The organism is Photorhabdus sp. RW14-46 (assembly GCF_963887965.1).
GTDB lineage: Bacteria > Pseudomonadota > Gammaproteobacteria > Enterobacterales > Enterobacteriaceae > Photorhabdus > Photorhabdus laumondii.
This window is the reverse complement of the sequence record NZ_CAWPHH010000032.1, coordinates 22,303-47,737: the sequence shown is the minus strand read 5'-3', so window position 1 is coordinate 47,737 and position 25,435 is coordinate 22,303. Positions and strand designations below refer to the sequence as shown.

The 25,435-nt window shown below is 44.1% G+C and carries 26 protein-coding genes and 1 pseudogene; 10 read left to right on the top strand and 17 right to left on the bottom strand.

All coding sequences use genetic code 11. From position 1 onward, the window contains the following. Window positions 1–24: 24 nt before the first annotated feature. The 3 genes and pseudogenes from AACQ38_RS19580 to AACQ38_RS19570 form a co-directional block, all read right to left on the bottom strand. Window positions 25–156: pseudogene (locus AACQ38_RS19580) on the bottom strand (type II toxin-antitoxin system ParD family antitoxin); the annotation flags it as partial. A gap of 52 nt (window positions 157–208) precedes the next feature. Next, entirely contained in the window at window positions 209–502 is a 294-nt protein-coding gene (locus AACQ38_RS19575) for a helix-turn-helix domain-containing protein (RefSeq protein WP_165578860.1), read from the bottom strand. 8 nt (window positions 503–510) lie between these two features. Then, window positions 511–861, bottom strand: coding sequence for a type II toxin-antitoxin system RelE/ParE family toxin (locus AACQ38_RS19570; RefSeq protein WP_011148843.1), 351 nt, complete (start codon window positions 859–861; stop codon window positions 511–513). A 484-nt stretch (window positions 862–1,345) separates the two neighbouring features. Between AACQ38_RS19570 and AACQ38_RS19565 the strand changes: the two genes are divergently transcribed. The 5 genes from AACQ38_RS19565 to AACQ38_RS19545 all read left to right on the top strand — a co-directional run bounded on the left by AACQ38_RS19565 (window position 1,346) and on the right by AACQ38_RS19545 (window position 6,116). Beyond that, window positions 1,346–2,020, top strand: a complete 675-nt coding sequence (locus tag AACQ38_RS19565; RefSeq protein ID WP_011148842.1) for a CDP-alcohol phosphatidyltransferase family protein — start codon at window positions 1,346–1,348, stop codon at window positions 2,018–2,020. Further along, window positions 2,013–2,654 carry a lysophospholipid acyltransferase family protein gene (locus tag AACQ38_RS19560; protein WP_011148841.1) on the top strand — a complete coding sequence of 214 codons (642 nt, stop codon included), beginning with the start codon at window positions 2,013–2,015 and terminating at the stop codon, window positions 2,652–2,654. The genes AACQ38_RS19565 and AACQ38_RS19560 overlap by 8 nt, the downstream gene beginning before the upstream one ends. Next, complete coding sequence (locus AACQ38_RS19555) at window positions 2,651–3,595, top strand: phosphatidate cytidylyltransferase (protein WP_181573468.1); 945 nt, start codon at window positions 2,651–2,653, stop codon at window positions 3,593–3,595. The genes AACQ38_RS19560 and AACQ38_RS19555 overlap by 4 nt, the downstream gene beginning before the upstream one ends. A 382-nt stretch (window positions 3,596–3,977) precedes the next feature. Then, complete coding sequence (pfkA, locus tag AACQ38_RS19550) at window positions 3,978–4,949, top strand: 6-phosphofructokinase (protein WP_113042999.1); 972 nt, start codon at window positions 3,978–3,980, stop codon at window positions 4,947–4,949. 171 nt (window positions 4,950–5,120) lie between these two features. Continuing rightward, window positions 5,121–6,116: a sulfate ABC transporter substrate-binding protein gene (locus AACQ38_RS19545; protein WP_011148838.1), complete on the top strand. Its 996-nt coding sequence runs from the start codon at window positions 5,121–5,123 to the stop codon at window positions 6,114–6,116. 52 nt (window positions 6,117–6,168) lie between these two features. On the opposite strand, the gene tpiA is transcribed toward AACQ38_RS19545, so the two are convergent. Together tpiA and AACQ38_RS19535 are read right to left on the bottom strand one after the other, a co-directional pair. Continuing rightward, window positions 6,169–6,936: a triose-phosphate isomerase gene (gene tpiA, locus AACQ38_RS19540; RefSeq protein ID WP_165578856.1), complete on the bottom strand. Its 768-nt coding sequence runs from the start codon at window positions 6,934–6,936 to the stop codon at window positions 6,169–6,171. A 134-nt stretch (window positions 6,937–7,070) separates the two neighbouring features. Beyond that, entirely contained in the window at window positions 7,071–7,673 is a 603-nt protein-coding gene (locus tag AACQ38_RS19535) for a YiiQ family protein (protein WP_011148836.1), read from the bottom strand. A 67-nt stretch (window positions 7,674–7,740) separates the two neighbouring features. Between AACQ38_RS19535 and AACQ38_RS19530 the strand changes: the two genes are divergently transcribed. Continuing rightward, window positions 7,741–8,175 (top strand): DUF805 domain-containing protein, encoded by a 435-nt coding sequence (locus AACQ38_RS19530; protein ID WP_058589784.1) that lies wholly within the window; start codon window positions 7,741–7,743, stop codon window positions 8,173–8,175. A gap of 2 nt (window positions 8,176–8,177) precedes the next feature. On the opposite strand, the gene fpr is transcribed toward AACQ38_RS19530, so the two are convergent. The 4 genes from fpr to AACQ38_RS19510 form a co-directional block, all read right to left on the bottom strand. Next, entirely contained in the window at window positions 8,178–8,924 is a 747-nt protein-coding gene (gene fpr / locus AACQ38_RS19525; RefSeq protein ID WP_165578855.1) for a ferredoxin--NADP(+) reductase, read from the bottom strand. 83 nt (window positions 8,925–9,007) lie between these two features. Continuing rightward, entirely contained in the window at window positions 9,008–9,310 is a 303-nt protein-coding gene (locus tag AACQ38_RS19520) for a hypothetical protein (protein ID WP_165578854.1), read from the bottom strand. 22 nt (window positions 9,311–9,332) lie between these two features. Further along, window positions 9,333–10,856, bottom strand: a complete 1,524-nt coding sequence (gene glpK, locus AACQ38_RS19515; RefSeq protein ID WP_011148833.1) for a glycerol kinase GlpK — start codon at window positions 10,854–10,856, stop codon at window positions 9,333–9,335. A 30-nt stretch (window positions 10,857–10,886) separates the two neighbouring features. Then, on the bottom strand, window positions 10,887–11,717 hold the full coding sequence (locus AACQ38_RS19510; RefSeq protein ID WP_011148832.1) for an MIP/aquaporin family protein: 831 nt from the start codon (window positions 11,715–11,717) through the stop codon (window positions 10,887–10,889). 305 nt (window positions 11,718–12,022) lie between these two features. Between AACQ38_RS19510 and zapB the strand changes: the two genes are divergently transcribed. Continuing rightward, entirely contained in the window at window positions 12,023–12,265 is a 243-nt protein-coding gene (zapB, locus tag AACQ38_RS19505) for a septal ring assembly protein ZapB (RefSeq protein ID WP_011148831.1), read from the top strand. Window positions 12,266–12,325: 60 nt separating this feature from the next. On the opposite strand, the gene rraA is transcribed toward zapB, so the two are convergent. From rraA to priA, 7 genes are all read right to left on the bottom strand, one after another. Further along, complete coding sequence (rraA, locus tag AACQ38_RS19500) at window positions 12,326–12,835, bottom strand: ribonuclease E activity regulator RraA (RefSeq protein WP_011148830.1); 510 nt, start codon at window positions 12,833–12,835, stop codon at window positions 12,326–12,328. A gap of 149 nt (window positions 12,836–12,984) precedes the next feature. Further along, the gene (locus AACQ38_RS19495) at window positions 12,985–13,902 is read right to left on the bottom strand and encodes a 1,4-dihydroxy-2-naphthoate polyprenyltransferase (protein ID WP_011148829.1); all 918 of its coding nucleotides are present in this window, start codon (window positions 13,900–13,902) and stop codon (window positions 12,985–12,987) included. Between the two features lie 95 nt (window positions 13,903–13,997). Beyond that, a complete protein-coding gene (gene hslU / locus AACQ38_RS19490) occupies window positions 13,998–15,329 on the bottom strand; it encodes an HslU--HslV peptidase ATPase subunit (RefSeq protein ID WP_011148828.1) in 1,332 nt (443 codons plus the stop codon). Window positions 15,330–15,340: 11 nt separating this feature from the next. Further along, window positions 15,341–15,871 (bottom strand): ATP-dependent protease subunit HslV, encoded by a 531-nt coding sequence (gene hslV, locus AACQ38_RS19485; RefSeq protein WP_011148827.1) that lies wholly within the window; start codon window positions 15,869–15,871, stop codon window positions 15,341–15,343. A 123-nt stretch (window positions 15,872–15,994) separates the two neighbouring features. After that, window positions 15,995–16,822, bottom strand: coding sequence for a cell division protein FtsN (ftsN, locus tag AACQ38_RS19480; RefSeq protein WP_165578853.1), 828 nt, complete (start codon window positions 16,820–16,822; stop codon window positions 15,995–15,997). 69 nt (window positions 16,823–16,891) lie between these two features. Next, on the bottom strand, window positions 16,892–17,920 hold the full coding sequence (cytR, locus tag AACQ38_RS19475; RefSeq protein ID WP_011148825.1) for a DNA-binding transcriptional regulator CytR: 1,029 nt from the start codon (window positions 17,918–17,920) through the stop codon (window positions 16,892–16,894). A gap of 326 nt (window positions 17,921–18,246) precedes the next feature. Beyond that, entirely contained in the window at window positions 18,247–20,445 is a 2,199-nt protein-coding gene (priA, locus tag AACQ38_RS19470; protein WP_165578852.1) for a primosomal protein N', read from the bottom strand. Between the two features lie 209 nt (window positions 20,446–20,654). On the opposite strand from priA, the gene rpmE reads away from it, so the two are divergent. After that, window positions 20,655–20,870, top strand: a complete 216-nt coding sequence (gene rpmE / locus AACQ38_RS19465; protein ID WP_011148823.1) for a 50S ribosomal protein L31 — start codon at window positions 20,655–20,657, stop codon at window positions 20,868–20,870. 127 nt (window positions 20,871–20,997) lie between these two features. Here rpmE and metJ read toward each other — a convergent pair whose 3' ends face one another. Next, the gene (gene metJ / locus AACQ38_RS19460) at window positions 20,998–21,315 is read right to left on the bottom strand and encodes a met regulon transcriptional regulator MetJ (protein ID WP_011148822.1); all 318 of its coding nucleotides are present in this window, start codon (window positions 21,313–21,315) and stop codon (window positions 20,998–21,000) included. A gap of 287 nt (window positions 21,316–21,602) precedes the next feature. Between metJ and metB the strand changes: the two genes are divergently transcribed. Together metB and AACQ38_RS19450 are read left to right on the top strand one after the other, a co-directional pair. After that, complete coding sequence (metB, locus tag AACQ38_RS19455; RefSeq protein ID WP_041380429.1) at window positions 21,603–22,763, top strand: cystathionine gamma-synthase; 1,161 nt, start codon at window positions 21,603–21,605, stop codon at window positions 22,761–22,763. Window positions 22,764–22,765: 2 nt separating this feature from the next. Continuing rightward, entirely contained in the window at window positions 22,766–25,201 is a 2,436-nt protein-coding gene (locus tag AACQ38_RS19450) for a bifunctional aspartate kinase/homoserine dehydrogenase II (RefSeq protein WP_011148820.1), read from the top strand. Window positions 25,202–25,435: the final 234 nt, after the last annotated feature.

Genomic DNA, 25,435 nt, shown 5'->3' with positions numbered 1-25,435 from the left:
TCCCCATGAGGGCTTTGTTAAAAAATTTCTCCCGCAAAGGGCGTAAGCTTCTTGTTGCTCCAGCAAACGCAGCGCCGAACGTATAACTTCACTGGCATTTCCATAACGGCCACTTTCAATCATGTGCTGTACGAACCGGTCAAGCTGTTCACCCATGTAGTAGTTCAAACCTTAACTGAGCAGCATTACCTCATTTAGAGGTGGCTTTTTACGATGCAATAGTAAGTTTGATTTCTTTTATTCCACAAACGCTAGCATATTTTAAAATTCTCTCAATGCTTGCCCTATCTGCGTTTTTTTCAAGTCTTGAAATTGTGGGAGGCTTAACTCCCATTCTTTCGGCTACTTGTGCACTTGTTAACCCCGCCAGTTCTCTCCATGATCTCATTTCCTCTTGCAGTTGAATATGTAGGTCTAAAGTCTGTTTTGTTTCTTCAAATGCTTTGATAAATTCAGGGTTTTTCTCTCTTTTCTTTGCTTCCAATTTTTCGCGGAAAGTCATTACTTTACTCATCTTAGATCCTCTCTTTTATGCATTTTAATCATGTCTTTTTTTCTATTTATAGCTGTTTGTTTGTCTCTTACGTCTGTTTTTTGTGATTTTTTAATAAAGAAACTAAGCATGTAAATAGTGTTCTTTTCTTCCCCGTAGCACCATGTACCCCGTGCTATGTTGTCTCCGTTACTTGTTCTTAATTCAAAAATTTTGTTTCTTTTTTCAAGTAGTTTGCAGTGTGGTTCTCGTAAATCATGCGGTTTATCAGATAAAGTGTCTATCAACGCATAAAACTTACCTTGTAATTCTTCTGATAATCCATCTATTTCAGAGTTTGCGGATGGATGGAAAAAAATTTCTATCATGGTTAATCTCCCATTTCACAGCAAATATTAGCCTTTAGGGTAATATAGATCAAGAGGTAATTTTGTATGTAATGCAATTTAAAGGCAGTTGTAAGATCGGGAGATTAGTGTACTTGTTGTAGTGATAGTTAATTTTGATTAAGATTTTTTATGACGCTCTGAATTGATAAGTCCCAATTGAACTATACCCAAAAAGTTGAGCATTCCTTTAAATAAATCCTTTTATTACATAGTGTTGTGTTGTGAAAACGAACGCTATCTCTGTCTTTCCCTCTGCCTTCTAGTGGTCAATGAGTGGGCACTTGTTGAAATAAATTCTGTTATTTCAAATTAATCAACAAGGAGAGATTGATGTCACCTCCGTTTCTCGCTCCTCCTATCGGCAGGTTTTTTTATTGTTGTTATTCTAACCAATCCTGTTTATCTTATTTCATTTAACTTAAGTAGATTTGATTGTTCATTTGTGCTCAAAAAGGGAAAAGGTATGTCTGGTAACGAGGTAAAAGATCGGCGTCCGATCAAAACACGCAATGCCGTGTGGGCCAGTAAGATGGCTAAGTGGTTGCAATATAAAGGGGCGACACCAAATGGCATATCTGTTGCCAGCGTTGTTTTTGCTGTATTCGCTGGCGTGTGTTTTGCCGTGTGTTTTTTAGTCGAGTCTTTTTGGTTGACTTCAATTTTATTGATTATTGGTGCCTTACTTATTCAAGGCCGACTAATGTGTAATTTATTGGATGGCATGGTTGCTGTTGAAGGGGGATTGAAGACGGCTGCCGGTACTGTTTTTAATGATCTTCCTGATCGTATTGCTGATTCTTTTATTCTGATTGGGGTGGGGTATGGTTTAACACTTTTTCCATTTGCGATTTCTCTTGGCTGTATTGCTGCATTATTCGCTGTTTTGACTGCTTATATTCGCTTGTTAGGTGGGACTTGTGGTTTACCTCAGCGTTTCCTGGGGCCGATGGCGAAACAGCATCGGATGGCATTAATTACCGTTAGTTCAATTGTTGCCGCTTTTTTACCTCAGTTATGGAGCCAGTATCTTTTATTGGCGGTATTAGTCGTTATCACGTTGGGTTGTCTCTGGACATGTATTCGGCGAACCAGAGTCATATTGAATGAATTACAGGAGAAGGATGCTTGTAATGAATAAACCACAAGAAGTGACACTGGTAAGTAAAGGTATGGGTTCGTTTCTGTCTGGGCTTTGCCGTTTGTTAACAGGAGTGAGAATTCGTTGGATTGGGTGTAAGCCATCGGTAGTTTCCCGAATTTATTATGCTAATCATAGCAGTCATCTGGATGGGTTAGTTATTTGGGCTGGGTTTCCTCGGGTGTTACGTTCTCGGGTGCATCCAGTTGCTGCGCGTGATTATTGGAGTAAAACTTATCTGCGCAGATATTTTATTAATAAAGTTTTTCGGGCTGTGCTTATTGATCGTAAAGGAGAAGATTGTTTAAAGGGAAATACCCTGACACCAATGGAGGATGTATTAAAACGAGGCGAATCTTTAATTTTGTTCCCGGAAGGAACGCGAGGGAGTGGGGAGCAAATTAATAAGTTTAAAGGGGGGCTATATTATTTAGCGAAGAAATATCCTGATATTGAGCTTATTCCAGTTTATCTGGAAAATTTAAACAAGGTTTTGCCAAAAGGCTCGGCACTTGTTGTTCCTGTTATTTGCTCGGCAACATTTGGGCAACCTTTGGAAAAGTTAGGTGCAAAAGAGGAAAAAGCTGACTTTTTACAGAGAGCTCGTCAGGCATTGGAGGCGTTAATATTATGACTATGCTTAATAATAAACTAATCCTGTTGTTGGGGGGGATGTTCGTGCCGTTAATTATTGCCAGTATTGTTGGTGCAATACTCTCCTCCAAATATTCAATGGATAACAGTAATGCGACAATCGATAATCTGAATGCCCGCATCCGTGGCTGGTGGGGGATGTGTATTATTTGTGTGTTGTCGGTGATTATTGGGCCAATCGGTTCAGTGTTATTATTTGCGAGTATGTCATTTTTCGCTTTACGGGAATTTTTCACTTTGACACCAACACGACGAAGTGACCATGAGGCGATGTTCTGGTGTTTCTTTATTTTCATGCCATTGCAATACGTTGCCGTTGGTATTGAGTGGTATGGCGTGTTTTCTATTTTCATTCCTGTTTATGTGTTCCTGTTTTTACCTGCTCGTATTGCATTAGCAGGGGATACAACGAACTTTCTGGAACGGACAGCTAAAATACAGTGGGGAATGTTAGTTGCTGTATTCTGTATTAGCCATGCCCCCGCTTTATTGATGTTAGATATTCCTGGTTATGAAGGGGAGAATGTCGAATTATTGTTGTTTTTAATGATTGTGGTGCAGATGTCAGATGTCTTGCAATATGTGTTTGGTAAATTATTTGGTAAACATCCTATTGTGCCTAAATTGAGTCCGAATAAAACAGTTGAAGGTTTTGTTGGTGGCATTTTGGTTTCAGTGTTATTAGGAATGTCACTTTATTGGGTAACGCCATTTTCTCCGTGGGAGGCAGGTTTGATGTCATTAGCGATTACGCTGATGGGCTTTATTGGTGGCTTGTGTATGTCGGCGATAAAACGTGATAGTGGCATTAAAGATTTCGGTGAAATGATTGAAGGTCATGGTGGCATGTTAGATAGGATCGATTCGTTATGTTTTGCCGCCCCAGTCTTTTTCCATCTGACACGTTATTTTTATACATAAAGATTAAATAAAAGATCATTTAAGGGTGCTCTTAAATGATCTAATGTTGAATTATATAATTGTATGAGGTGGTGTATGGCATATCAAATCTTAACAAATACAGTGGCGAGTATTACCGATCTAAAACGTCACCCCCTTGTCCAGTGTGAGCGGGGATATTAAATGGTTTTTTAGCTAACTTGATCTCAAAAAAGGGACTTATTGTTAATACAGACTTGGTTTTTACCGTATTATATGAAAAGTTGAATCAATTCAGCTTGATTGTTTCAGTACGTCGGATGGTAACAGGTTAAAAAGGCAGATTTCTCAGGCAAAGTGATCGCATACGGAGTCCGCCGTTAGCGGGTTTGCAATTAATTACATCTACAAGTCAGAGGTCATCATGAGCAATGAGATCAAAAGAATCGGTGTCTTAACGAGTGGCGGTGATGCGCCGGGTATGAATGCAGCTATTCGTGGTGTGGTTCGTGCGGGATTAACCGAAGGGTTGGAAGTTTTCGGTATTTATGATGGCTATCTTGGCTTGTATGAAAACCGTATGAAGAAACTTGACCGTTTTAGTGTATCCGACATGATTAACCGTGGTGGTACTTTTCTGGGTTCAGCCCGTTTCCCTGAGTTCAGGGATGAGAAGGTTCGTACTGTCGCTATTGAGAACATGAGAAAAAATGGTCTTGATGCTCTGGTCGTTATCGGCGGTGACGGTTCCTATCTTGGCGCGAAAAAACTGACAGAAGCGGGTTTCCCCTGCATTGGCCTGCCGGGCACTATTGATAATGATGTGGCGGGTACCGACTATACCATCGGCTATTTCACTGCGCTGGAAACTGTGGTTGAAGCGATTGACCGTCTGCGTGATACCTCGACTTCCCACAAACGTATTTCCATTGTTGAAGTAATGGGACGTTATTGTGGTGATCTCACTTTGTCAGCCGCTATTGCAGGCGGTTGTGAGTTTATTGTTTTACCGGAAGTCTCATTTAGTTGTGATGAGCTCGTAGCTGAAATTAAAGCGGGTATCGATAAAGGCAAACGCCACGCCATCGTTGCAATTACCGAACATGTTTGTGATGTTTATGAACTTGCGAGACATATTGAAAAAGAGACGCATCATGAAACCCGTGCCACAGTCTTAGGCCATGTTCAGCGTGGTGGTTCCCCAGTTGCCTATGATCGTATTCTGGCTTCCCGTATGGGGGCATATTCCATTCAATTACTGTTGGAAGGTTATGGTGGTCGTTGTGTTGGTATTCAGAACGAGAAACTTGTTCATCATGACATCATTGATGCAGTGCAAAATATGAAACGTGTGTTTAAACAGGATTGGTTGGAAACCGCGAAAAAGTTGTATTGATCACGTCAATACTGGCAAATCTAAATCTGTTGCAGCCTCGTTGGAGGCTGTAATTTATCTTTAGATATTCCTTTCACATATAAATAAATGCTTTTAATTATTTCTGAGTGATAACGCTTTCTGTCAGCCTTGAATTTCATAACAGTTAAAACAGCTTGTGGAGAGATTCAAATGAAAGTCAGATGGCGTGTGGCATTGGCGTTACTATTGATTACCAATAGCAGCGTCTGGGCAAAAGATCTTCAACTTCTTAATGTTTCCTATGATCCAACCCGTGAGTTATATCAGCAGTATAATCGGGCTTTTAGCGATTATTGGCAGCAGAAGACAGGGGATAAAGTGATAATCCGGCAATCTCATGGTGGTTCGGGTAAACAGGCAACTTCTGTTATCAACGGCCTTGAGGCGGATGTGGTGACACTGGCTTTGGCCTATGATGTGGATGCCATTGCGGAACGTGGCCGGATAGCGAAAGCATGGATTAAGCGTTTGCCAGAGAATTCTGCTCCCTATACTTCAACTATTGTTTTTTTAGTGCGGAAAGGTAATCCAAAGCAAATTAAAGACTGGTCAGATTTAGTTCGTCCAGGAGTATCTGTTGTGACACCTAATCCAAAAACATCGGGCGGGGCACGCTGGAATTATCTGGCTGCATGGGGTTATGGGTTGATTCATAACAATCAGGAACAGGACAAAGCGAAAGCATTTGTTAAAGCCCTTTACCAGAATGTTGAAGTGCTCGATTCTGGCGCAAGAGGAGCGACCAGCACTTTTGTCGAGCGTGGCATCGGTGATGTATTAATTGCCTGGGAGAATGAGGCATTATTAGCGATTAATGCGCTTGATAAAGATAAATTTGAAATTGTGACACCTAGTCTTTCAATTCTGGCTGAGCCGACGGTTTCTGTTGTTGATAAGGTTGTTGATAAACGTCATAGCCGTGAGTTAGCAACAGAATATCTGCAATACCTTTACTCACCCGTTGGGCAGGAGATAGCGGCTAAAAACTATTATCGACCACGTGATAAAGTGGTTGCCGATAAGTACCGCTCTTCTTTTCCTGCGTTGGAATTATTTACTGTCGATAAGATATTCGGCGGTTGGGGTGAAGCTCAAAAAGTGCATTTTGCGACTGGCGGTGTGTTCGATGAGATTATTCAGCGATAAAAATGAGTAACCGCCGTAGATGTACGGCGGTCAATTATCGTTGAAATATGAATTAGGCTTTTTTCGCAGCGGCTGCGGCTTTTACGATAACAGCGAAAGCGTTAGCTTTTAGAGATGCACCGCCGACTAATGCACCGTCAATGTCTGGCTGAGAGAATAGTTCAGCGGCATTATCTGCGTTCACAGAGCCACCGTACTGGATAATGACTTGTTGTGCGATTGCTGTATCTTTCTGCGCAATATGATCACGGATGAATTTATGCACAGCTTGAGCTTGTGCCGGTGTTGCTGATTTGCCTGTACCAATTGCCCAAACAGGTTCGTAAGCGATGACCGCACCTTGGAAGGCTGCTACTCCCAATGTGTTCAGAACTGCATCAATTTGCCTTGCACATACACTTTCAGTTTGGCCGGCTTCATTTTCCTGTTCAGTTTCGCCGATGCACAAAACAGGGATTAGACCTTGTTGTTTAAGAATGGCAAATTTTTTCGCAATGAATTCGTCACTTTCTTGGTGGTAAGTACGGCGTTCAGAGTGGCCGATAATAATGTATTCTGCGCCAATGTCTTTCAACATTGTGGCGGAAGTTTCACCGGTAAATGCACCAGACAGGTTAACGTCAACGTCCTGTGCACCTAGAGCAATGCGGCTGCCAGCCAGTGCTTGTTTAGCCTGAGAGAGATAAAGCGCTGGTGGCGCGATAGCGACGTCACAGCCGGTAACACTGCTTAATTCTTGACGCAGGCCAGTGATGAGTTCGTTAACCATATGGGTGCTGCCATTCAATTTCCAGTTACCCATAACTAATGGATGTCGCATGTTTTTTCCTCCAATCAGAGAATGTTTAAGTAGTGAGTTGAATGAAATTCATTCTTAAGATTGATTCGGTAGTTCGGCGCTCCACAGTATAGTGATCATTGCCAACAATAGCTTTTTTTTATTGCTAAGTTTGATTAGTTATCGGGTTCAAATAACCATAGCTTAATCGGTTCAATAGCGAAAGTAAGCGTTTTTTCACTACTATTTACTACAATATAGCGAATAGCGCCGATGTTGTGGCTGTAAAATGGCGATTTTTTGCTGTTTATGAGTAAGTTATCAATATTCTCTTTGCTTTGTTCCTGTGAAAGCGTTGGGTTAAAGTGGCGCATTAGGGCGGTCATGTACTGCTCTGCCAGCATTTGGTTTTGCTGAGTTTCAGCGGTATTTTCTGATGGTAGTAATGTCAGTTGCAGGCTTTTGATTTTTTCGCTTCCTCGCTCAAGTACGGCGGAAGAATAGAGTTTTTCATTGATTTTGCTGGCAGCTCGTGTCAGTGGCGGATAAATGTTTTTACTTATGATTACCCGATATTCGCGTAGTGGCAATGTCGGGTTGCAGCGATTATATTTTTCGCGAAATCGCGGGATAGTTTCATCGAAAGAGGGGGCATTAGGCAGAAGATAGGTCGCTTGTACTGTGGGTTCTGTGGTTGTGGATTTATCAGCATTGGCTACCAATGGCAAACCGACACTGCTTGCCGCTAATATTATGGCTAGAAATTTATTAACGTCCATTTTCATGTTGCCGCTCGCTTAGGTTAAACTGCGCTGGAAAACAGAATACACGATTGGAAAAGAATAGATGACATTACAACAATGGGGTTTTTCATTCAAAGGACGAATTGGGCGGCGTGAATTCTGGATTGGCATTGGTGTTTGCCTGGCCTTGATGTTTGTTATCTTGACTATTCAGGGTATGAGTTCTTTGACCATGCACTATGCTGTTTTTGCACTTGTCTTGGTGATGTATCCCGTAGCGGCAATGATGGTTAAGCGTCTGCATGATCGAAATAAGCGGGGAGGTTGGTCGCTGCTTTTATTACTGGCAGGGTTGTTGGTTGCTGTTGACTGGGGTGGCATGGCTCCGTTCTGGCAATGGGGGATCGGCCGTTTTATCCCCACATTGATCATTGTAATGATGGTGCTTGATTGCGGTGTATTCCGTGGTACGGATGGGCCAAACCGATTTGGTGAGGCGACAGAGAAAGTGGATTTTATTTCTGTCAAAGATGATTGAAATTACCAATATTGTTCACTGGTGATATGCCCCGGTTTGCGGCGTAAGTGTTTTGCCATTCCACGCTGCTCTTTTAGCAGTTGCTGGGTATCTTTCACCATTTGAGGGTTACCACATAACATAATATGGCTGTTGTCACTGCTCATCGTAAGTCCGACAGCGGACTCAAGTTCGCCATTCTCGATCAATGTCGGGATACGGCCAGTCAATGAGCCGAGGTTTTGTTCACGGCTGACGATAGTCTGAATTCGTAACTTGCCATTGAGACGTTCAACTAATTGCTGCATTAAGGGCAGATAGCTTAAATCTTGTGTTAGTCTGACGGCATGCACCAATACGATGTTTGTGAATCTATCCAGATGATCTCCTTGCTGGAGGATTGACAGATAAGGGCCAATGGCGGTCCCTGTTGAAAGCATCCATAATGTTTCACAATCAGGTATTTCATCAAGAATAAAAAAGCCTGCGGCTTGTTCTGTTACTAAGAGATCATCACCCGGTTGCAGAGCTGCTAATTGTGGGCTGAGTTTGCCTTCAGGAACCGTCACTAAGTAGAATTCAAGATTATTATCTATCGGGGCATTAACATAAGAGTAGGCCCGTTGTATCCGTTCATCATCTATTTCCATCGCCAGTTTTGCAAACTGGCCCGCAGTAAATTTTTCAACCGGTGCATGTATCCTGATGCTGAATAAGGTATTCGTCCAGTGAATAACTTGTGTAACTTTTCCTGTAACCCAGTTTGCCATTGGAACTTATCTCCTATCCCGAAAGAAATCTCCGAACAGTTCGTTTTTACGTCGCTATTTTAGTCCTATAGAGATAAATACCATTATCGATTCTGTGTCATAGAAAAATTAACCATTAGTTTATTAATGCTTGGTTTATATGTACATATTTGTTGCCAGATATGGCATAATTGACTGTGATTTTTTCTAAAAATAAAATTGTGCACTATTTTTTTCTTTGGTACAGGAATGCTGATGTTCTTTACGTCAGTTTTGATCTTGCTTTGTTGGCTGCACTCACTCACCCCGGTCACATCATTATCTATGCTCCCGGAGATTCGCTCCCTTGCCGTCGCGATGCATCTTGAAATCCATTGGGTATAGTAAAGAAAGGGTGGTAATTTCACCCTTTCTTTATATTAGAATGCGTTAGCCTTTATCTTCCCAATCCTGCGCACGGGCAACTGCTTTTTTCCAGCCATTGTATTTGTAATTACGCTCGGTGGTTTCAATACCCGGACGGAATTCTTTCTCAATGGTGGCTTTACTTTTCACTTCATCCAGGTCTTTCCAGTAGCCAACTGCCAATCCTGCGAGGAATGCTGCGCCCAATGCTGTGCTTTCACGCACCACAGGGCGTTCTACCCGGGTGCCAAGAATATCTGATTGGAATTGCATCAGGAAGTTATTGGCAACGGCTCCGCCATCTACCCGTAGTGCTTGCAGCCGGGTGCCTGCATCAGCTTGCATAGCATCCAGTACATCACGGGTCTGATAGGCGATAGATTCCAGCGTCGCACGAATGATGTGATTACTGTTGGTACCGCGGGTTAGGCCGAAAATTGACCCTCGGGCGTAGGGGTCCCAATAGGGGGCACCAAGGCCGGTAAAAGCAGGGACCACATACACGCCGTTACTATTTTTAACTTTAGTGGCAAAATATTCGGAGTCAGCCGCATCTGCAATAAGTTTCAGTTCATCACGCAACCACTGAATAGAGGCACCACCAACGAAAACCGCACCTTCAAGCGCATAGTTCACTTCGCCGCGAGGACCACAAGCAATGGTTGTCAGTAGGCCGTGATTGGAGCGTACGGCATCTGTACCCGTGTTCATCAGCAGGAAACAGCCTGTCCCGTAGGTGTTTTTCGCCATACCCGGTTGGACACAAAGTTGACCATATAGAGCAGCTTGTTGATCACCTGCGATACCTGAGATAGGGATCCGAGTGCCGCCTTTACCACCGATGTTGGTCTGACCATAAATCTCAGAAGATGAATGAACGCTAGGCAGTAGGGAACGAGGGATTTGTAATTCATCAAGAATATGCTGATCCCACTCCAGATTGTGAATATTGAACAGCATCGTTCGGGAGGCGTTTGTGAAATCGGTAACGTGGACTCGGCCTTGAGTCATTTTCCATACCAGCCAAGTATCCACAGTACCGAATAGGAGCTCACCTTTTTCAGCCCGTTCACGGGCACCTGCGACGTTATCTAAGATCCATTTTACTTTGGTGCCGGAGAAATAAGGGTCTACTACCAGCCCTGTATTCTGGCGAATATATTCTTCCAATCCCTCTTTTTGTTTTAGTTTAGTACACGCGTCCGCGGTACGGCGACATTGCCAAACGATGGCATTGTAGATAGGTTTACCGGTCTCTTTTTCCCAAATAATCGTTGTTTCACGTTGGTTGGTAATACCAATACCGGCAATCTGATCAGAACTAATATCCGCTTTCGCCAATACTTCTACCAGCGTTGAGCTTTGGGTTGCCCAGATTTCCATTGGATCGTGTTCTACCCAACCCGGTTTAGGATAAATTTGCGTAAACTCTCTTTGGGAAATTGAGATAATATTGGCGTCGTGATCAAGAATTATTGCTCGGGAACTGGTGGTTCCCTGATCAAGGGCGACAATATACTTTTTCTCAATCATATTTTCTGTTGTCATGATAATAACCTGTTCTGGTAATGCTCTACTTTAGGCTTTCTTTTTCTTCTGATCTTCAGTCTTGTGAACATCAGATGGTAAATTGCGACCAATAAGTTTGCGGTAGCCAAATGCTCCCACAATACCGCCGATAATGGGGGCGGTCAGAGTAACCAGACAGTAAGGGATTTCACGCCCACCCGTCAGGGCAATATCTCCCCAACCGGCCAGATAAGCAATTAATTTGGGACCAAAGTCACGGGCTGGGTTCAGCGCGAAACCGGTTAATGGGCCAAATGCACCGCCGATAACGGCAATCACAATACCAATCAGTAACGGGGCCAGAGGACCGCGGGGAATACCATTGCCATCGTCAGTCAGCGACAGAATCAAACAGAGCAGAATGGCGGCAATGATAACTTCTATCATAAAAGCCTGAGAAATGGACAGTGACGCCATTGGGTAAGTAGAGAATACACCTGCGGTAAACAGGCTTTCTGGCGTACCACGAACGATATTGTGTACCTGTTCGTAATCAAGGAATACGCTGTAGTACATCATGTAAATGAGAGCGGCAGCGATGAAGCCACCAATCATTTGGGCAATAATGAAAGGGATAACCTTTTTGCCATCAAAGCGGGCAAACAACCATAGGGCAATCGTCACTGCCGGGTTAAGGTGAGCACCGGAAACACCTGCGGTGAGATAAACAGCCAACGCAACGCTCATACCCCAAATAATACTGATTTCCCATAAGCCTAATTGTGCGCCGGCAATACGTGCTGCGGCAACACAGCCTACTCCAAGGAAAACCAATAGTGCGGTACCAAGAAACTCAGAGATACATTGTCCGGTTAATGTCGTGCTAGTGGTTTGGCTCATATGTTCTATCCTACAAAGAAGATTTTAGAGGCGTAATTATTATTGTCACCTTTCAAAAATTGAAAAGGGGATTATGTAAATTTATCGTTAATGCGCGGAAACGAGAAATAGCGAAATTGAAATGTGTGTGTTGTGTCAACAAAATGAGCGAATCCGCATTTATCCGCTATTTTGCTAAAAATTAAAGTGTGAGACACTATTGAGCTTTTTATTTGGTAGTTATTTTTCATGTGTTGGGGATGTTGCTAGACAGGGGCGCTTTGGCTACATACAATCAGACAATTGCTTACAAGGGGGAACCGAGAATGTCATTTGAAGTTTTTGAAAAGCTGGAAGCCAAGGTTCAGCAGGCGATTGATACTATTACCCTGCTACAAATGGAAATTGAAGAATTAAAAGAAAAAAATCGATCTTTGTCTCAGGAAATTCAGAATGCAACCAGCGGCCGTGAGTCTCTGGCTCATGAAAATGAGCAATTAAAACAAGAGCAACAAGTATGGCAAGAACGTTTGCGTGCCTTGTTAGGCAAAATGGAAGATGTTCAGTAATTGAAATTTCCAGCAGACAAAAGAAGGGCGATCTGAAAAATCGCCCTTAGTTTTATATCATCAGATGATCTCATCTTCTTCGTTGTCATCAAGTTCCAACGGTTCTTCAGACAAAATGATACCGGTGTTATCGGCATACAAATAATCGCCAGAGAAGAAGGTGACACCACCAAAATTCACCCGGATATCGCTTGCGCCGGTTCCTTCATCACGACAGCCAGCCGGAATAGCGGCTATAGCTTGAATGCCGAGGTCGAACTCTGCTAATTGGTCAACCTGACGTACAGCACCGTAAACAACAATGCCCTCCCATCCATTTTGCACAGCGAGTTGTGCCAGCTCAGCGTTAATTAATGCTTGGCGTACAGAACCACCACCATCTACCAGTAAAATGCGTCCATGACCGTTGTCTTCAAGCAGGTCGTAAAGTAGCCCGTTGTCTTCAAAGCATTTAACCGTGATGATTTGACCACCAAATGAAGTACGCCCGCCAAAATTGGAGAACATAGGCTCTACCACATTTACTTCTTCTTGATAGATGTCACAAAGCTCGGAAGTATCATATTTCATAGGATTTACGTCTGGTTAAGGTATGGAACGGTAAGTATATCCCTTTCAGGCCAATGTTAGCAAAATCATCAATTATTAAATTGATATTGTTAACAGGTACCCAGAATGATTAAGTTACAACACCTTCGGAAAAACAGCGCAAATACTGTCTAATTAAAAATAAGACCAACTGAAAATAGAATATTAGTCAATAATGCCGCCTTAACCATCTGTCCCAGCATTGGCCGCATTCCCTCTGGTGTGGGTTCATTAAGTACATACCACATATGTTTGAACAACCAAGGCAGAGCGAGCAGGAACAACCAGCTTGACCAGCCAGACGGGTTTTGTATGGTGAATAATACCAAGCAGAGTATTGCTGTAATTATTAAACATCCGTGATAATAACGGGCTTTTTTAGGGCCGAGACGGACAGCTAGGGTGTTTTTGCCATGCCGTCTGTCATCTTCAATATCACGCAGGTTATTGATATTTAAAACAGCAGCAGAGAGAAGACCACAGGCTGTCGCCGGGAGTATGACAACTGAGTCAAAAAAACCTGCTTGAAGATAATAAGTACCGGCAACACTTAACCAGCCAAAGAAAATCAGTACTGAAATATCGCCAAGTCCCATATAGCCATAAGGTTTTGCACCGACTGTATAGGTAATTGCGGCAATAATTGCTAGCAGGCCAAGTGCCAAAAAACCGAATATATCGCTAGGTTCTTCACAGGCAACAGCAATCAAGGCGCTACCAGACAGGCAAGTTAGCAGGACAATAATCTTCAGCGCTTTTTTCATCTGTGAGGGGGTAATAATGCCTTTTTGCATACCACGTAGTGGCCCGATACGCTTTTCAGTATCACTGCCTTTGATAACATCACCGTAATCATTGGCGAGATTGGACAGGATTTGCAATATGGCTGCTGTTAATAGAGCCAGTAAGGCAACCGGTAGCTTGAAATGCCCTGTCCAGGCAGCAAGGGCTGAGCCAGTAATAATGGCAGCAAGGGCGAGTGGTAGCGTTTTAGGACGCAAACTTTCCAGCCATGCTTGAGTTTGACTGATAGAAGTTGATGAGTTCATTTCTGCGTTCACTTACTCCTGTAGGCTTATAAAAAACGAATGGGAGGCAAGCCTCCCATCATTAATTATAGCGGATCAGAAATCGTATATACCGATTATAGGATAAAGCGGCTCAGATCTTCATCTGCAACCAATTCATCTAGATGCTTTTTAACATAGTCGGCATCAATATCAACTGACTGACCACGACGTTCGCTGGCTTCGAAAGAGATATCTTCTATCAGCCGCTCAAGCACAGTATGTAGGCGACGGGCCCCGATATTTTCGGTTGATTCATTTACCTGCCATGCGGATTCTGCAATTTTGCTAATGCCATCATCCGTGAAACTGATGATCATACCTTCCGTTTCCATCAATGCTTTGTACTGTTCCGTCAGGGATGCACTCGGTTCAGTCAGAATACGCTCAAAATCTTTTGTAGTGAGTGCCTGTAACTCCACTCGGATCGGCAGACGCCCTTGTAATTCAGGGATCAGATCGGAAGGACTGGCAACCTGGAATGCACCTGAGGCGATAAACAGGATGTGGTCTGTTTTTACCATGCCGTGTTTAGTGGATACCGTACAACCTTCCACCAATGGTAACAGGTCACGCTGAACACCTTCACGGGAAACATCAGGGCCTGAAGTCTGACCTCGTTTGCAGATTTTGTCGATTTCATCAATGAAGACAATGCCGTGTTGTTCAACGGAATCAATAGCCTGTTGTTTTAATTCTTCCGGGTTAACCAGTTTAGAGGCTTCTTCTTCGATCAGTAGCTTGAAAGCATCTTTGATTTTTAGCTTACGAGATTTGTGTTTCTGACCGGCAAGGTTCTGGAACATAGATTGCAACTGATTTGTCATCTCTTCCATACCCGGAGGTGCCATAATCTCGACGCCCACAGGTGTGGTAGCAACATCAATTTCGATTTCTTTATCATCAAGTTGACCTTCACGTAGTTTCTTACGGAATGCCTGGCGTGCGGCTGATGGCTCAACTTGTGTCTCCGTTTGTCCCCAGTTATTTTTTGCTGGTGGGATCAAGACATCCAGAATACGCTCTTCTGCCAGTTCTTCTGCTCGATAACGGTTTTGTTCGATGGATTGCAGGCGGACCATTTTAACCGCGGCATCGGTCAGATCACGGATGATAGAGTCGACTTCTTTACCAACATAGCCAACTTCGGTGAATTTGGTCGCTTCGACTTTGATAAACGGCGCATTTGCCAGTTTTGCCAGGCGACGGGCGATTTCGGTTTTACCTACCCCAGTCGGGCCAATCATTAGGATATTTTTAGGCGTTACTTCGTAGCGCAGCGTTTCATCTAGCTGCATACGACGCCAGCGGTTACGGAGTGCGATAGCTACAGCGCGTTTCGCTTTATCCTGACCAATAATGTGTTTGTCAAGTTCGCTGACAATTTCGCGTGGAGTCATTTCAGACATACTATCTACCCTTACGCTTTTGAAGGAAGTTCTTCGAAGTTGTGATTATGGTTGGTATAAATGCAGATATCACCGGCAATGGTTAACGCTTTCTCTGCAATTTGTCTGGCGCCGAGATCGGTATTCTCCAGCATTGCCCGTGCGGCAGATTGGGCGAATGGGCCACCGGAACCAATGGCAATTAGGTCATTTTCTGGCTGAATGACATCGCCGTTACCTGTAATGATTAGGGAGGTATTTTCATCTGCGACTGCCAGCAGAGCTTCCAGTTTGCGTAACATGCGATCAGTGCGCCAGTCTTTAGCAAGTTCAACCGCTGCTTTGGTCAGATGCCCTTGGTGCATTTCAAGTTTACGTTCAAACAGTTCAAACAGAGTAAAAGCGTCTGCTGTACCGCCGGCAAAACCCGCGATTACTTTGTCATTATAGAGGCGGCGAACTTTACGGACATTGCCTTTCATGACGGTATTACCCATCGTTGCCTGTCCATCACCACCGATTACGACTTGGCCATTACGGCGAACACTTACGATTGTAGTCACGAGTAAGCCCTTGGTTACAAAAATAGATAAATGTGACGCACGGTACTTTCGACAGGGTATACGGCTATCGAAAATACCGTGTGCACGGTGTTAGCAGTATAGATGGGGGAGAATTATCATTTTTCAACCCCCTGTAACACGGAGAATGCAACCTGATACGCCAGCGCCTTTCAGACGTTCCCGCATTTTTTCTGCGGTGTTTTTACTGTAGGGACCAAGAACAACACGATGCCAGCCGTCTCCCGTTGTGATCTGGCTTTCAATACCCGCAAACGCCAGATTGGCACGTACTGATTCAGCTTGATCCATATTGCGGAATGAACCACATTGTAAAATCATACGCTGTGCCTTTTCTACGGGCTTAGGTTTACTGGTTTCAGCCGGTGGTAGAGTTTGTGGCTGAACTGGCTGAGCCTGCATTGGTTGTTGTGGTAACGTTTGTTGAGGCTGGGGTTGTGGTCTTGTTTCCAGCGGTTTTTGTGTCTCCGCTGATGGCTTGATGATCACTTGTGAACGCGGCACTTGAACGCCATTGTATGGCACTTCTGGCAGCGAAGTCGTCGGTTGGCGCATATCCGCCTGCATTTGTTCAAGTAACTGCCGTTGCTCGGCGGTCAACTGGGTTTGTGAATTGATTTGCCCCCCGGATGAGGGATCACGTGGTGTCTCAATGCCAACGGGGCGATTTTCCAATTCTTTGATATAGCGCCAGCGTTCTTCTGGTTTTGGCGGTAACCCATTGTTTTGTTGAGAATGTTTTGGCAGTATTTCTGGTTCGCTTTTCTGTTTATTGTGGGTAATAAAGTAAAGGCCACCAATAAAGATAGCGACTAAGGCTACCGCGACGGCCAGCGTTGCTTTTGGCAGCCCTTGGGCTTGGTATTTTTTCTTATCGGTATTTTTACGGCGGGTGTTTGAACGCCCGCGACTCACATAATCTCGTTGTGCCACTGTCTAATTCGCTGAGTAATTTAAGTAAAAGAAAATAAACGATATGTTACTTAACCTGCGGTTATTTGACTAGCTTTTAGGCGAACAGGTGCTTTGCCGAATAATTAATTCCGATTCCAGTAACTGAGACCCGCCAGAAGTTGTGTGACCCTGGATTTGATCTAGCAACAGTAACATTGCCTTGTGACCAATTTGATAACTGGGCTGTCCAACGGTTGTCAACGGCGGATCGCTGTACATGGCGAGACTTAAGTTATCAAAACCAATGATTGATAAATCTTCCGGTATTTTTAAGCCCATTCTTTTAGCCTGCCACATTACGCCAATCGCCATGACATCGCTGTGGCAGAAGATGGCTGTAGGAGGATCCAGCAGAGAGAGCAACTGTTCAGTCAGCTTTGCCCCGCTTTCATGGGTAAAGTTACCTTGGACAATATAATCTTCACGAATTGTCCCACCAGAGCGACGCAATGCTTGGATATATCCCTGACGGCGATAGCGGCAAATCGGTATATTTTCCGGGCCAGAGAGGCAGGCAATGCGTTTATGCCCCAATGTTTGTAGATAATGAGTCGCATTGAATGCCGCGGTCAGGTTATCAATGTGAATAGTCGGCAGCTCTAGCTCTGGTGAAAATTCGTTTGCCATTACCATTGGTGGCAGGTTTTTTTGTTCTTCTTTGCTGGCATCAAACGGGATATTCGAACCCAGTAGCAACAGACCATCAATTTGTTTGGTGGCAATCAGGTTGAGAAACGCGTGTTCCTGTTTTTGCTGATGTTGGCAATCACCGATTAAAACCAGATAGCCATGTTGTTCCGCTGTCTCCTCAATGCCGCAAATCACATCAGTGAAAAAGGGATCGCTGATATTTGGCACTATCACTAAAATAGTTTTTGACTCACCACGTTTAAGATTACGGGATAAATTATTTGGATAATAACCCACAGCCAGTACAGCTTGTTCCACTTTTTGTCGGGTCTGGGAAGAAACCTTTTCTGGATTCATGAGTGTTCTCGATACTGTTGCGGTAGAAACGCCAGCCACTTCAGCGACATCTTTCATTGTTGCGGAGGTGCCATTCTTTTTCTGCTCCAAAACTCACTCCTCATTTCCTGACTGATTAGTTAAATGATTGTCATTTTCTGGTTGCCGGGAAACCGTCAGTGACTTTAAGGAAAGTAACGACATGCGGTTTAAGGTTATGACAATGTTATTAAGAGATCATTCTAAACAGTTTGGCAAATTCATTTATTCCTTAGTTTGTAAAAAAGTGTGATATAAATCATTTATTCGATATGGCTCGCAAATTAGTGAGTAATTTTTCATTGATTACGGATTGTCGGGTGTGATTTTTTAAATAGTAAATAAGAGTATGTTTAATCTGCTCAGGTTATGTGTTTTAAAATAGAGGCGATTAATTACTAACTGTCTGTTGGATCAACATCGATATTCCATTTCACTTTTCGGGTTTGCGGTAAGGCTGTTATCTGTGGATAAACCAGTGCCATGATTTTTTGTAAAACAGTTCTGGATGGATGTTGAATTAATAGTTGCCAACGATAACGACCACTTCTTTTTGACTGTAATGCAGGAACCGGGCCCATGATCCATAAGTTATCATCTCGCAAAGGGTGGTGTTCAAAAAGTAGGCGTAGTTGTTGTAAAAAAGCAGGTGCTTGCTGATTATCGTGATCTTCTGACCGCAAGATAATATGGCTGGTAAATGGCGGCAAAAATACACTTTTGCGTTCATCCATAGCTTGAATAGCGAAAGCATCGTAGCCTTTATTGAGCAAAATTTGCAGTAATGGATGGTCAGGATGATGAGTCTGAAGAACCACTTCTCCTCGTTTACCAGCCCGACCAGCCCGACCAGAAACCTGTGTATAAAGTTGTGCGAAACGTTCTGCTGCCCGAAAATCTGCTGAAAACAAGGCACCATCAACATCGAGTAACGCGACCAGTGTGACATCAGGAAAATGGTGACCTTTTGCCAGCATTTGGGTGCCAATCAGTATACGGGCATTTCCGGCATGAATGTCAGCCAGTTGTTGTTCTAGTGTTCCTTTGCGGCTGGTAGTATCCCTGTCAATGCGGGTAACGGGTACATTAGGGAACAGGGCTGAAATACCGTCTTCAAGCTGTTCTGTGCCAAGGCCAACAGGTTGAAGATGAGTAGAACCGCATTGCGGGCACTGACGGGGAACGGGGCGCAGGCTATCACAATGATGGCAACGTAACTGGCGATGGTATTGATGCAGCGTGTAATAATGGTCACAGCGTTGGCATTCTGCAATCCAGCCACATTCATGGCAGAGTAGGGCAGGTGAGTAACCGCGGCGGTTAAGGAAAAGTATGACCTGATTATTGGCTTGTAGATGTTCTTCAATACGTTTTATTAGTGGTTGAGATAACCCGATTTTGAGTGGTAAGCCTTTTAAGTCCAACAGATGCTGAGTCGCTGGCTGAGCATAACCTGCCCGTTTGGACAATGTTAGCGGGCGGTATTTGCCTTGTTGCACATTGTAAAGTGTTTCCAGTGCTGGAGTCGCAGAGCCCATTATCACTGGGATATTCTCTTTTTTTGCTCTGAATACCGCTAAATCGCGGGCATGATAACGCCAGCCCTCCTGTTGCTTATAAGAGCTGTCATGTTCTTCATCAATAATGATAATGCCAAGGCAGGCGAAAGGGGTAAATAGGGCTGAGCGTGTACCGATGACAATTGCGTTCTCACCTTGTCGCGCTCGTAGCCATACAGCGAGACGTTCACTGTCATTCAGGGCTGAATGAAGAACATCAACCGGTGCGTTGAAACGTTCACGGAAGCGACGGATGGTCTGTGGTGTCAGGCCAATTTCCGGTACAAGTATCAGCGCTTGTTTACCTTGTTCCAGAATATTTTCCAACACACTGAGATAAACTTCTGTTTTACCTGATCCGGTGATGCCCGCCAGTAACCAGGGAGAGAATTGCTGGTCTTCTGCACGGATAGCACCAACTGCTGTGGCTTGTTCGGTATTCAATTTCAGGCGTTCGCCGGTGATTTGGAAGTGATTTTGCCAGTTCTCAGATTCAGGTTGCACAGGGTATAAATCGATAAGTGACTTCTTTTTGAGCGATTGGAAAGCACTTTCGCTCAGTTCCAGTTCTGTAATCTGATGGCGATATATTGCTTTACGGCGCAGGGTTGCCAGTACTTGCTGCTGTTTTGGCGAGCGTTTCAGTTGCGCCAGCGGTAATTCAACGCCTGTTGGTGTGACTTGCCATTGCCATAGTGGAGTTGATTCCGCGGGTTTTCCCTGACGAAGCAGCACTGGTAATGCATGGAACAGGACTTCACCGATGGGGTAATGGTAATAGTCGGATGCCCAGAGCAATAATTGCCAAAGATTTTCTGGAAATAAGGAGTGAGTATCGAGAATGGATTCTATGGTTTTCAGTTGTTCTATCGGAATATCACTGTGGTCAGTTATCCCAGTGACGATACCAATCGCTTTACGTTTGCCAAAAGGGACGATTGCCCGCACTCCTACAACGGGTAATTGACTCTCTGCGGGTAGCAGATAGTCAAAAGAGCGGGTAAGAGGGACAGGTAAAGCAACCTGAACAACAGCCATAAAATTATTCCGAACGATCAATAAATAAAGTAAAAATTGGCTATAGGGTATCATAGACAATATACGGATTTCATTGCGAGATAGGTAGATATTCTGTATGATCCGCCGCCTTTGGTACGGAAGATACCAAACTCATTTTATCAACACGACGTGTGGTGTCTGGCGGCAACAGGGCTGGATAGCGACACGGCCTTAACAGAGGTTATCCCATGAAAAAAGGTATTCATCCTAAATATGAAGAAATTACTGCAACCTGCTCTTGCGGTAGTGTAATACAAGTCAGATCTACCGCTGGTCACGCTCTGAACCTGGACGTATGCGGCCAATGCCACCCATTCTATACGGGTAAACAACGTGATGTTGCTACTGGTGGTCGTGTTGATCGCTTCAAGAAACGTTTCAACGTTCCAGGTGTCAGCAAGTAATTGCAGAATTGCGCCTGTCTGTAATAACAGGCCAACTGATACTAACGCCCGGTGTTTTACATCGGGCGTTTTGCATTGTAGCCATATAAAAAACCCCTGAATTTTTACAGGAGTTTTTTCGCTACTATCAATATTCCCAAGTATCAGGATCAATACCTAATTCCCGCATGATTTTTTTGGCTTCCTCTGGGATTTCATCATTACGCTCTTTACGTAAATCAGCATCATCGGGCAGCGGCTGCCCAGTAAATGCATGCAGGAATGCTTCACACAACAATTCACTATTAGTTGCATGACGCAGGTTATTGACCTGGCGACGAGTGCGTTCATCAGTGAGGATTCTCAACACTTTCAACGGAATTGAGACTGTGATTTTCTTCACTTGTTCGCTTTTTTTGCCATGTTCAGCATAAGGGCTGACATATTCACCGTTCCACTCAGCCATGGGGTACCTTAAATAGTCGTAAAATCATAAAATTAAGCCAGATAACAGCACCAGCTTTCGTTGTGACATATTGCCATTTTATCGTGATTTCCTTATCAATTATACAGTTATAGTATATGCGATAAATTAATGGCTACTAATAAATAAAGCAGCATTAGTTATGATGAATAATTATCCCATTGTCTAATCTAACCGTAAAGAGGTTTAGATGTCTAGATGTGTTGACGTCTACTTTGGTAGCGGATATTCTTCTCTGACTTAATTTATGACAGATAGTGGTAGCTGATATGACACGCAAGCCGGCAACAATAGCAGTTCGCAATGGGCTGAATAATGATGAACAGTATGGTTGTGTTGTTCCGCCTATATATCTTTCCAGCACATATAACTTTACTGATTTTAATCAGCCAAGGACACATGATTATTCCCGCAGGAGTAATCCGGGCCGCGATATGGTGCAACAGGCATTAGCTGAGCTGGAGGGGGGAGCGGGTGCTATCATGACCAGCAGTGGAATGTCAGCTATTCACCTGTTATGCATGGTTTTCCTTCAACCTGGCGATCTGTTGGTTGCGCCTCATGACTGTTATGGTGGCAGTTACCGTTTATTTGACAGCCAGACTAAACGCGGTGCTTATGAAGTGGCCTTTGTCGATCAGAGTGATGAACAGGCATTAAAGCAAGTCTTGTCCAAAAAACCAAAGTTGGTATTGATTGAAACACCCAGTAATCCTTTATTGCGTATTGTCGATATTGCTCATATATGCCAGCTTTCCCATGAGGTAGGTGCGACAGTCATTGTTGATAACACTTTCCTGAGTCCTGTACTACAGAAGCCTTTGGCGTTGGGGGCAGATCTGGTTGTGCATTCCTGTACTAAATATCTTAATGGACATTCTGATGTGATTGCCGGAGCTATTATTGCAAAGGATGAAGAGGTTGCAACGGAGCTCGCTTGGTGGGCGAATAATATTGGTGTAACCGGTGCGGCGTTTGATAGCTACCTGCTGTTGCGTGGCATGCGCACTTTATCGCCACGGGTCCTGTTACAGCAAAAGAATGCATTGGAACTCGTCAATTATCTTCAACAGCAACCGTTAGTGAAAAAACTTTTTTATCCTGCTTTGAAAGATCATCCTGGGCATGAAATTGCTTGTAAGCAACAATTTGGTTTTGGCGCAATGATAAGCTTTGAGTTCGATGGTGGTGAACAGGCGATACGCCGTTTTCTGTCTGAGTTGAAGTTATTTACTTTGGCGGAATCACTGGGCGGTGTGGAAACCTTAATTTCTCATACGGCTACCATGACTCACGCTGGAATGTCAGCACAGGCAAGGGCGGAAGCGGGGATTACGGATTCACTATTGCGTGTTTCTGTGGGTATTGAAGATAGTCAGGATTTAATCGCTGATTTGGAAAATGCATTTCAGGCAGTAGTAAAGGAGTGACCATGGGTGCACTGGTAGTTGCAACGGCGGAAAATGACCGCCAATTACATAAGTTTGGTGGAAGTAGTCTCGCGGATGTGAAATGTTATCAACGGGTAGCCAAGATTATGGCTAATTACAGCCAACCCGGTGATTTAATGGTGGTATCCGCGGCAGGCAGCACGACTAACCAGTTAATTAATTGGCTTAAACTTAGCCAGAGCGACCGTATTTCTGCTCATCAGGTACAGCAGGTTCTGCGCCGTTATCAGCAGGATCTGATTAGAGGTTTGCTACCTGAAACTGTTGCTGAAGAGTTGGTGAAGCGTTTTATTGCCGATCTTGAAAAGCTAAGTGCATTACTGGATAAACCAGTTAGTGATGTGACTTATGCAGAAGTGGTGGGGCACGGAGAGATCTGGTCTGCGCGTTTGATGTCGGCTGTGCTTGAAGCTCAGGGTATTCCTAGCGCTTGGGTGGATGCCCGCCAGTTTTTACGCGCGGAACGGGCGGCTCAGCCGCAAATTGATGTTACCCTTTCCCAACCATTGCTAAATCAGTTGCTAACACAAAATCTAAATAAACGACTGGTGGTGACCGGTTTTATCTCCAGTAATCATGATGGAGAAACAGTGTTATTGGGGCGAAATGGCAGTGACTACTCTGCAACTCAGGTTGGGGCTTTGGCAGGGGCGAGGCGGGTAACCATCTGGAGTGATGTTGCTGGTGTTTACAGTGCTGATCCGAGAAAAGTCAAAGATGCCTGTTTGTTACCACTATTACGTTTGGATGAAGCCAGCGAGCTTGCTCGTCTTGCCGCACCCGTGTTGCATGCTCGTACCTTACAGCCTGTTTCCTTTAGTGATATTGATTTGCTATTACGTTGCAGTTACCAGCCGGAGCAAGGATCAACGCGTATTGAAAGAGTTTTGGCTTCTGGAACTGGCGCAAAAATTGTTACTAGTCACGATGATGTTTGCCTGATTGAGTTGCATGTGGCCGCTCATCATAATTTTAAACAGACATACAAAGATATTGATCTGTTGTTAAAGCGAGAACAAATTCGCCCATTGGCGACAGGCATCCATCTAGACTGTAATTTGATTCAGCTCTGTTACACCTCCGAAGTGGTGAATAGTGCACTGAGTGTGCTGGAAGATGCTACGCTTCCGGGGAAACTTTCCCTTAGAGAAGGTTTGGCGCTGGTGGCACTGGTTGGCGCTGGTGTATGCAAGAACCCATTACATTGCCACCGTTTTTATCAGCAACTTAAAGATCAGCCGGTAGAATTTATCTGGCATGCGGAGGATGGCATCAGCCTTGTCGCTGTGTTGCGGACTAATCAGACTGAACATGTGATTCAGGGATTGCATCAGAGTTTGTTCCGTGCTGAAAAGCGGATTGGTCTGATTTTGTTTGGTAAAGGAAATATTGGCTCTCGTTGGTTGGAGTTATTCGCTCGTGAGCAGAAAAACATTTCGGCTCGCAGTGATTTTGAATTTGTTCTGGCCGGTGTGGCGGATAGTCGCCGGAGTTTACTCGACTATCAAGGGATTGATGCTAGTCGAGCGTTAGCTTTTTTTGATGACGAAGCGACAGAATATGATGTTGATGAATTATTTCTCTGGATGCGAGCACATCCTTATGACGATTTGGTGATTCTGGATGTGACGGCAAGTGAAGAACTCGCTCGATGTTACAGCGATTTTGCCAGCTATGGTTTCCATGTTATCAGTGCCAATAAAATTGCGGGTGCTTCCAGTAGCCGCGATTATCGTTTTATTCGTGATGCATTTGCCAAAACAGGTCGCCATTGGTTTTACAATGCAACAGTTGGCGCTGGCTTACCTATCAATCATACCGTGAGGGACTTACGGGAGAGTGGTGATACCATTTTGTCCATTAGTGGCATTTTCTCCGGCACATTATCTTGGCTGTTTCTGCAATTTGATGGTTCAGTACCATTTAGTGATTTAGTCGAACAGGCGTGGCAACAGGGATTGACAGAACCTGATCCGCGTATTGATTTGTCTGGTCAGGATGTGATGCGTAAATTGATTATCCTTGCCCGTGAAGCAGGGTATGAGATTGAGCCAGAGCAAGTGCGTGTTGAGTCACTGGTGCCGAAAGAAGCAGAATCAGGCTCTATTGAACAATTCTTTGATAATAGCGGTGCTATCAATGAGCAGATGGTACAGCGATTAGCCGCGGCGCAGGAAATGGGCATGGTGCTGCGTTATGTTGCCCGTTTTAATGCGAACGGTAAGGCAAAGGTGGGTGTTGAGGCGGTACGTCCTGATCATCCATTGGCGTCTTTGCTACCGTGCGACAACGTGTTTGCGATTGAGAGCCGTTGGTATCGTGATAATCCGTTAGTGATCCGTGGGCCGGGGGCAGGCCGTGACGTGACAGCCGGAGCGATTCAGTCTGATCTTAACCGTTTGTCACAACTGCTTTAAGCTTTCGAACCTCCACTGACTAAATCAGATGTGATTTCCTTCGCTTGATATTTGAGGTAACGAGAGGGGGGATGTCCTGAGCAGGGCATCTTTCCTCATTGCTGCCTTAGCTATCGATCCACTAAGCCGATATAAACAAAGCCAAAGATTCATTGATGAATTTTTTTCCGATTCATGGTGAATATTCCTCACCGATTTAACTCAAATTTGTTGTTGACTAAAAAATGCCGATCC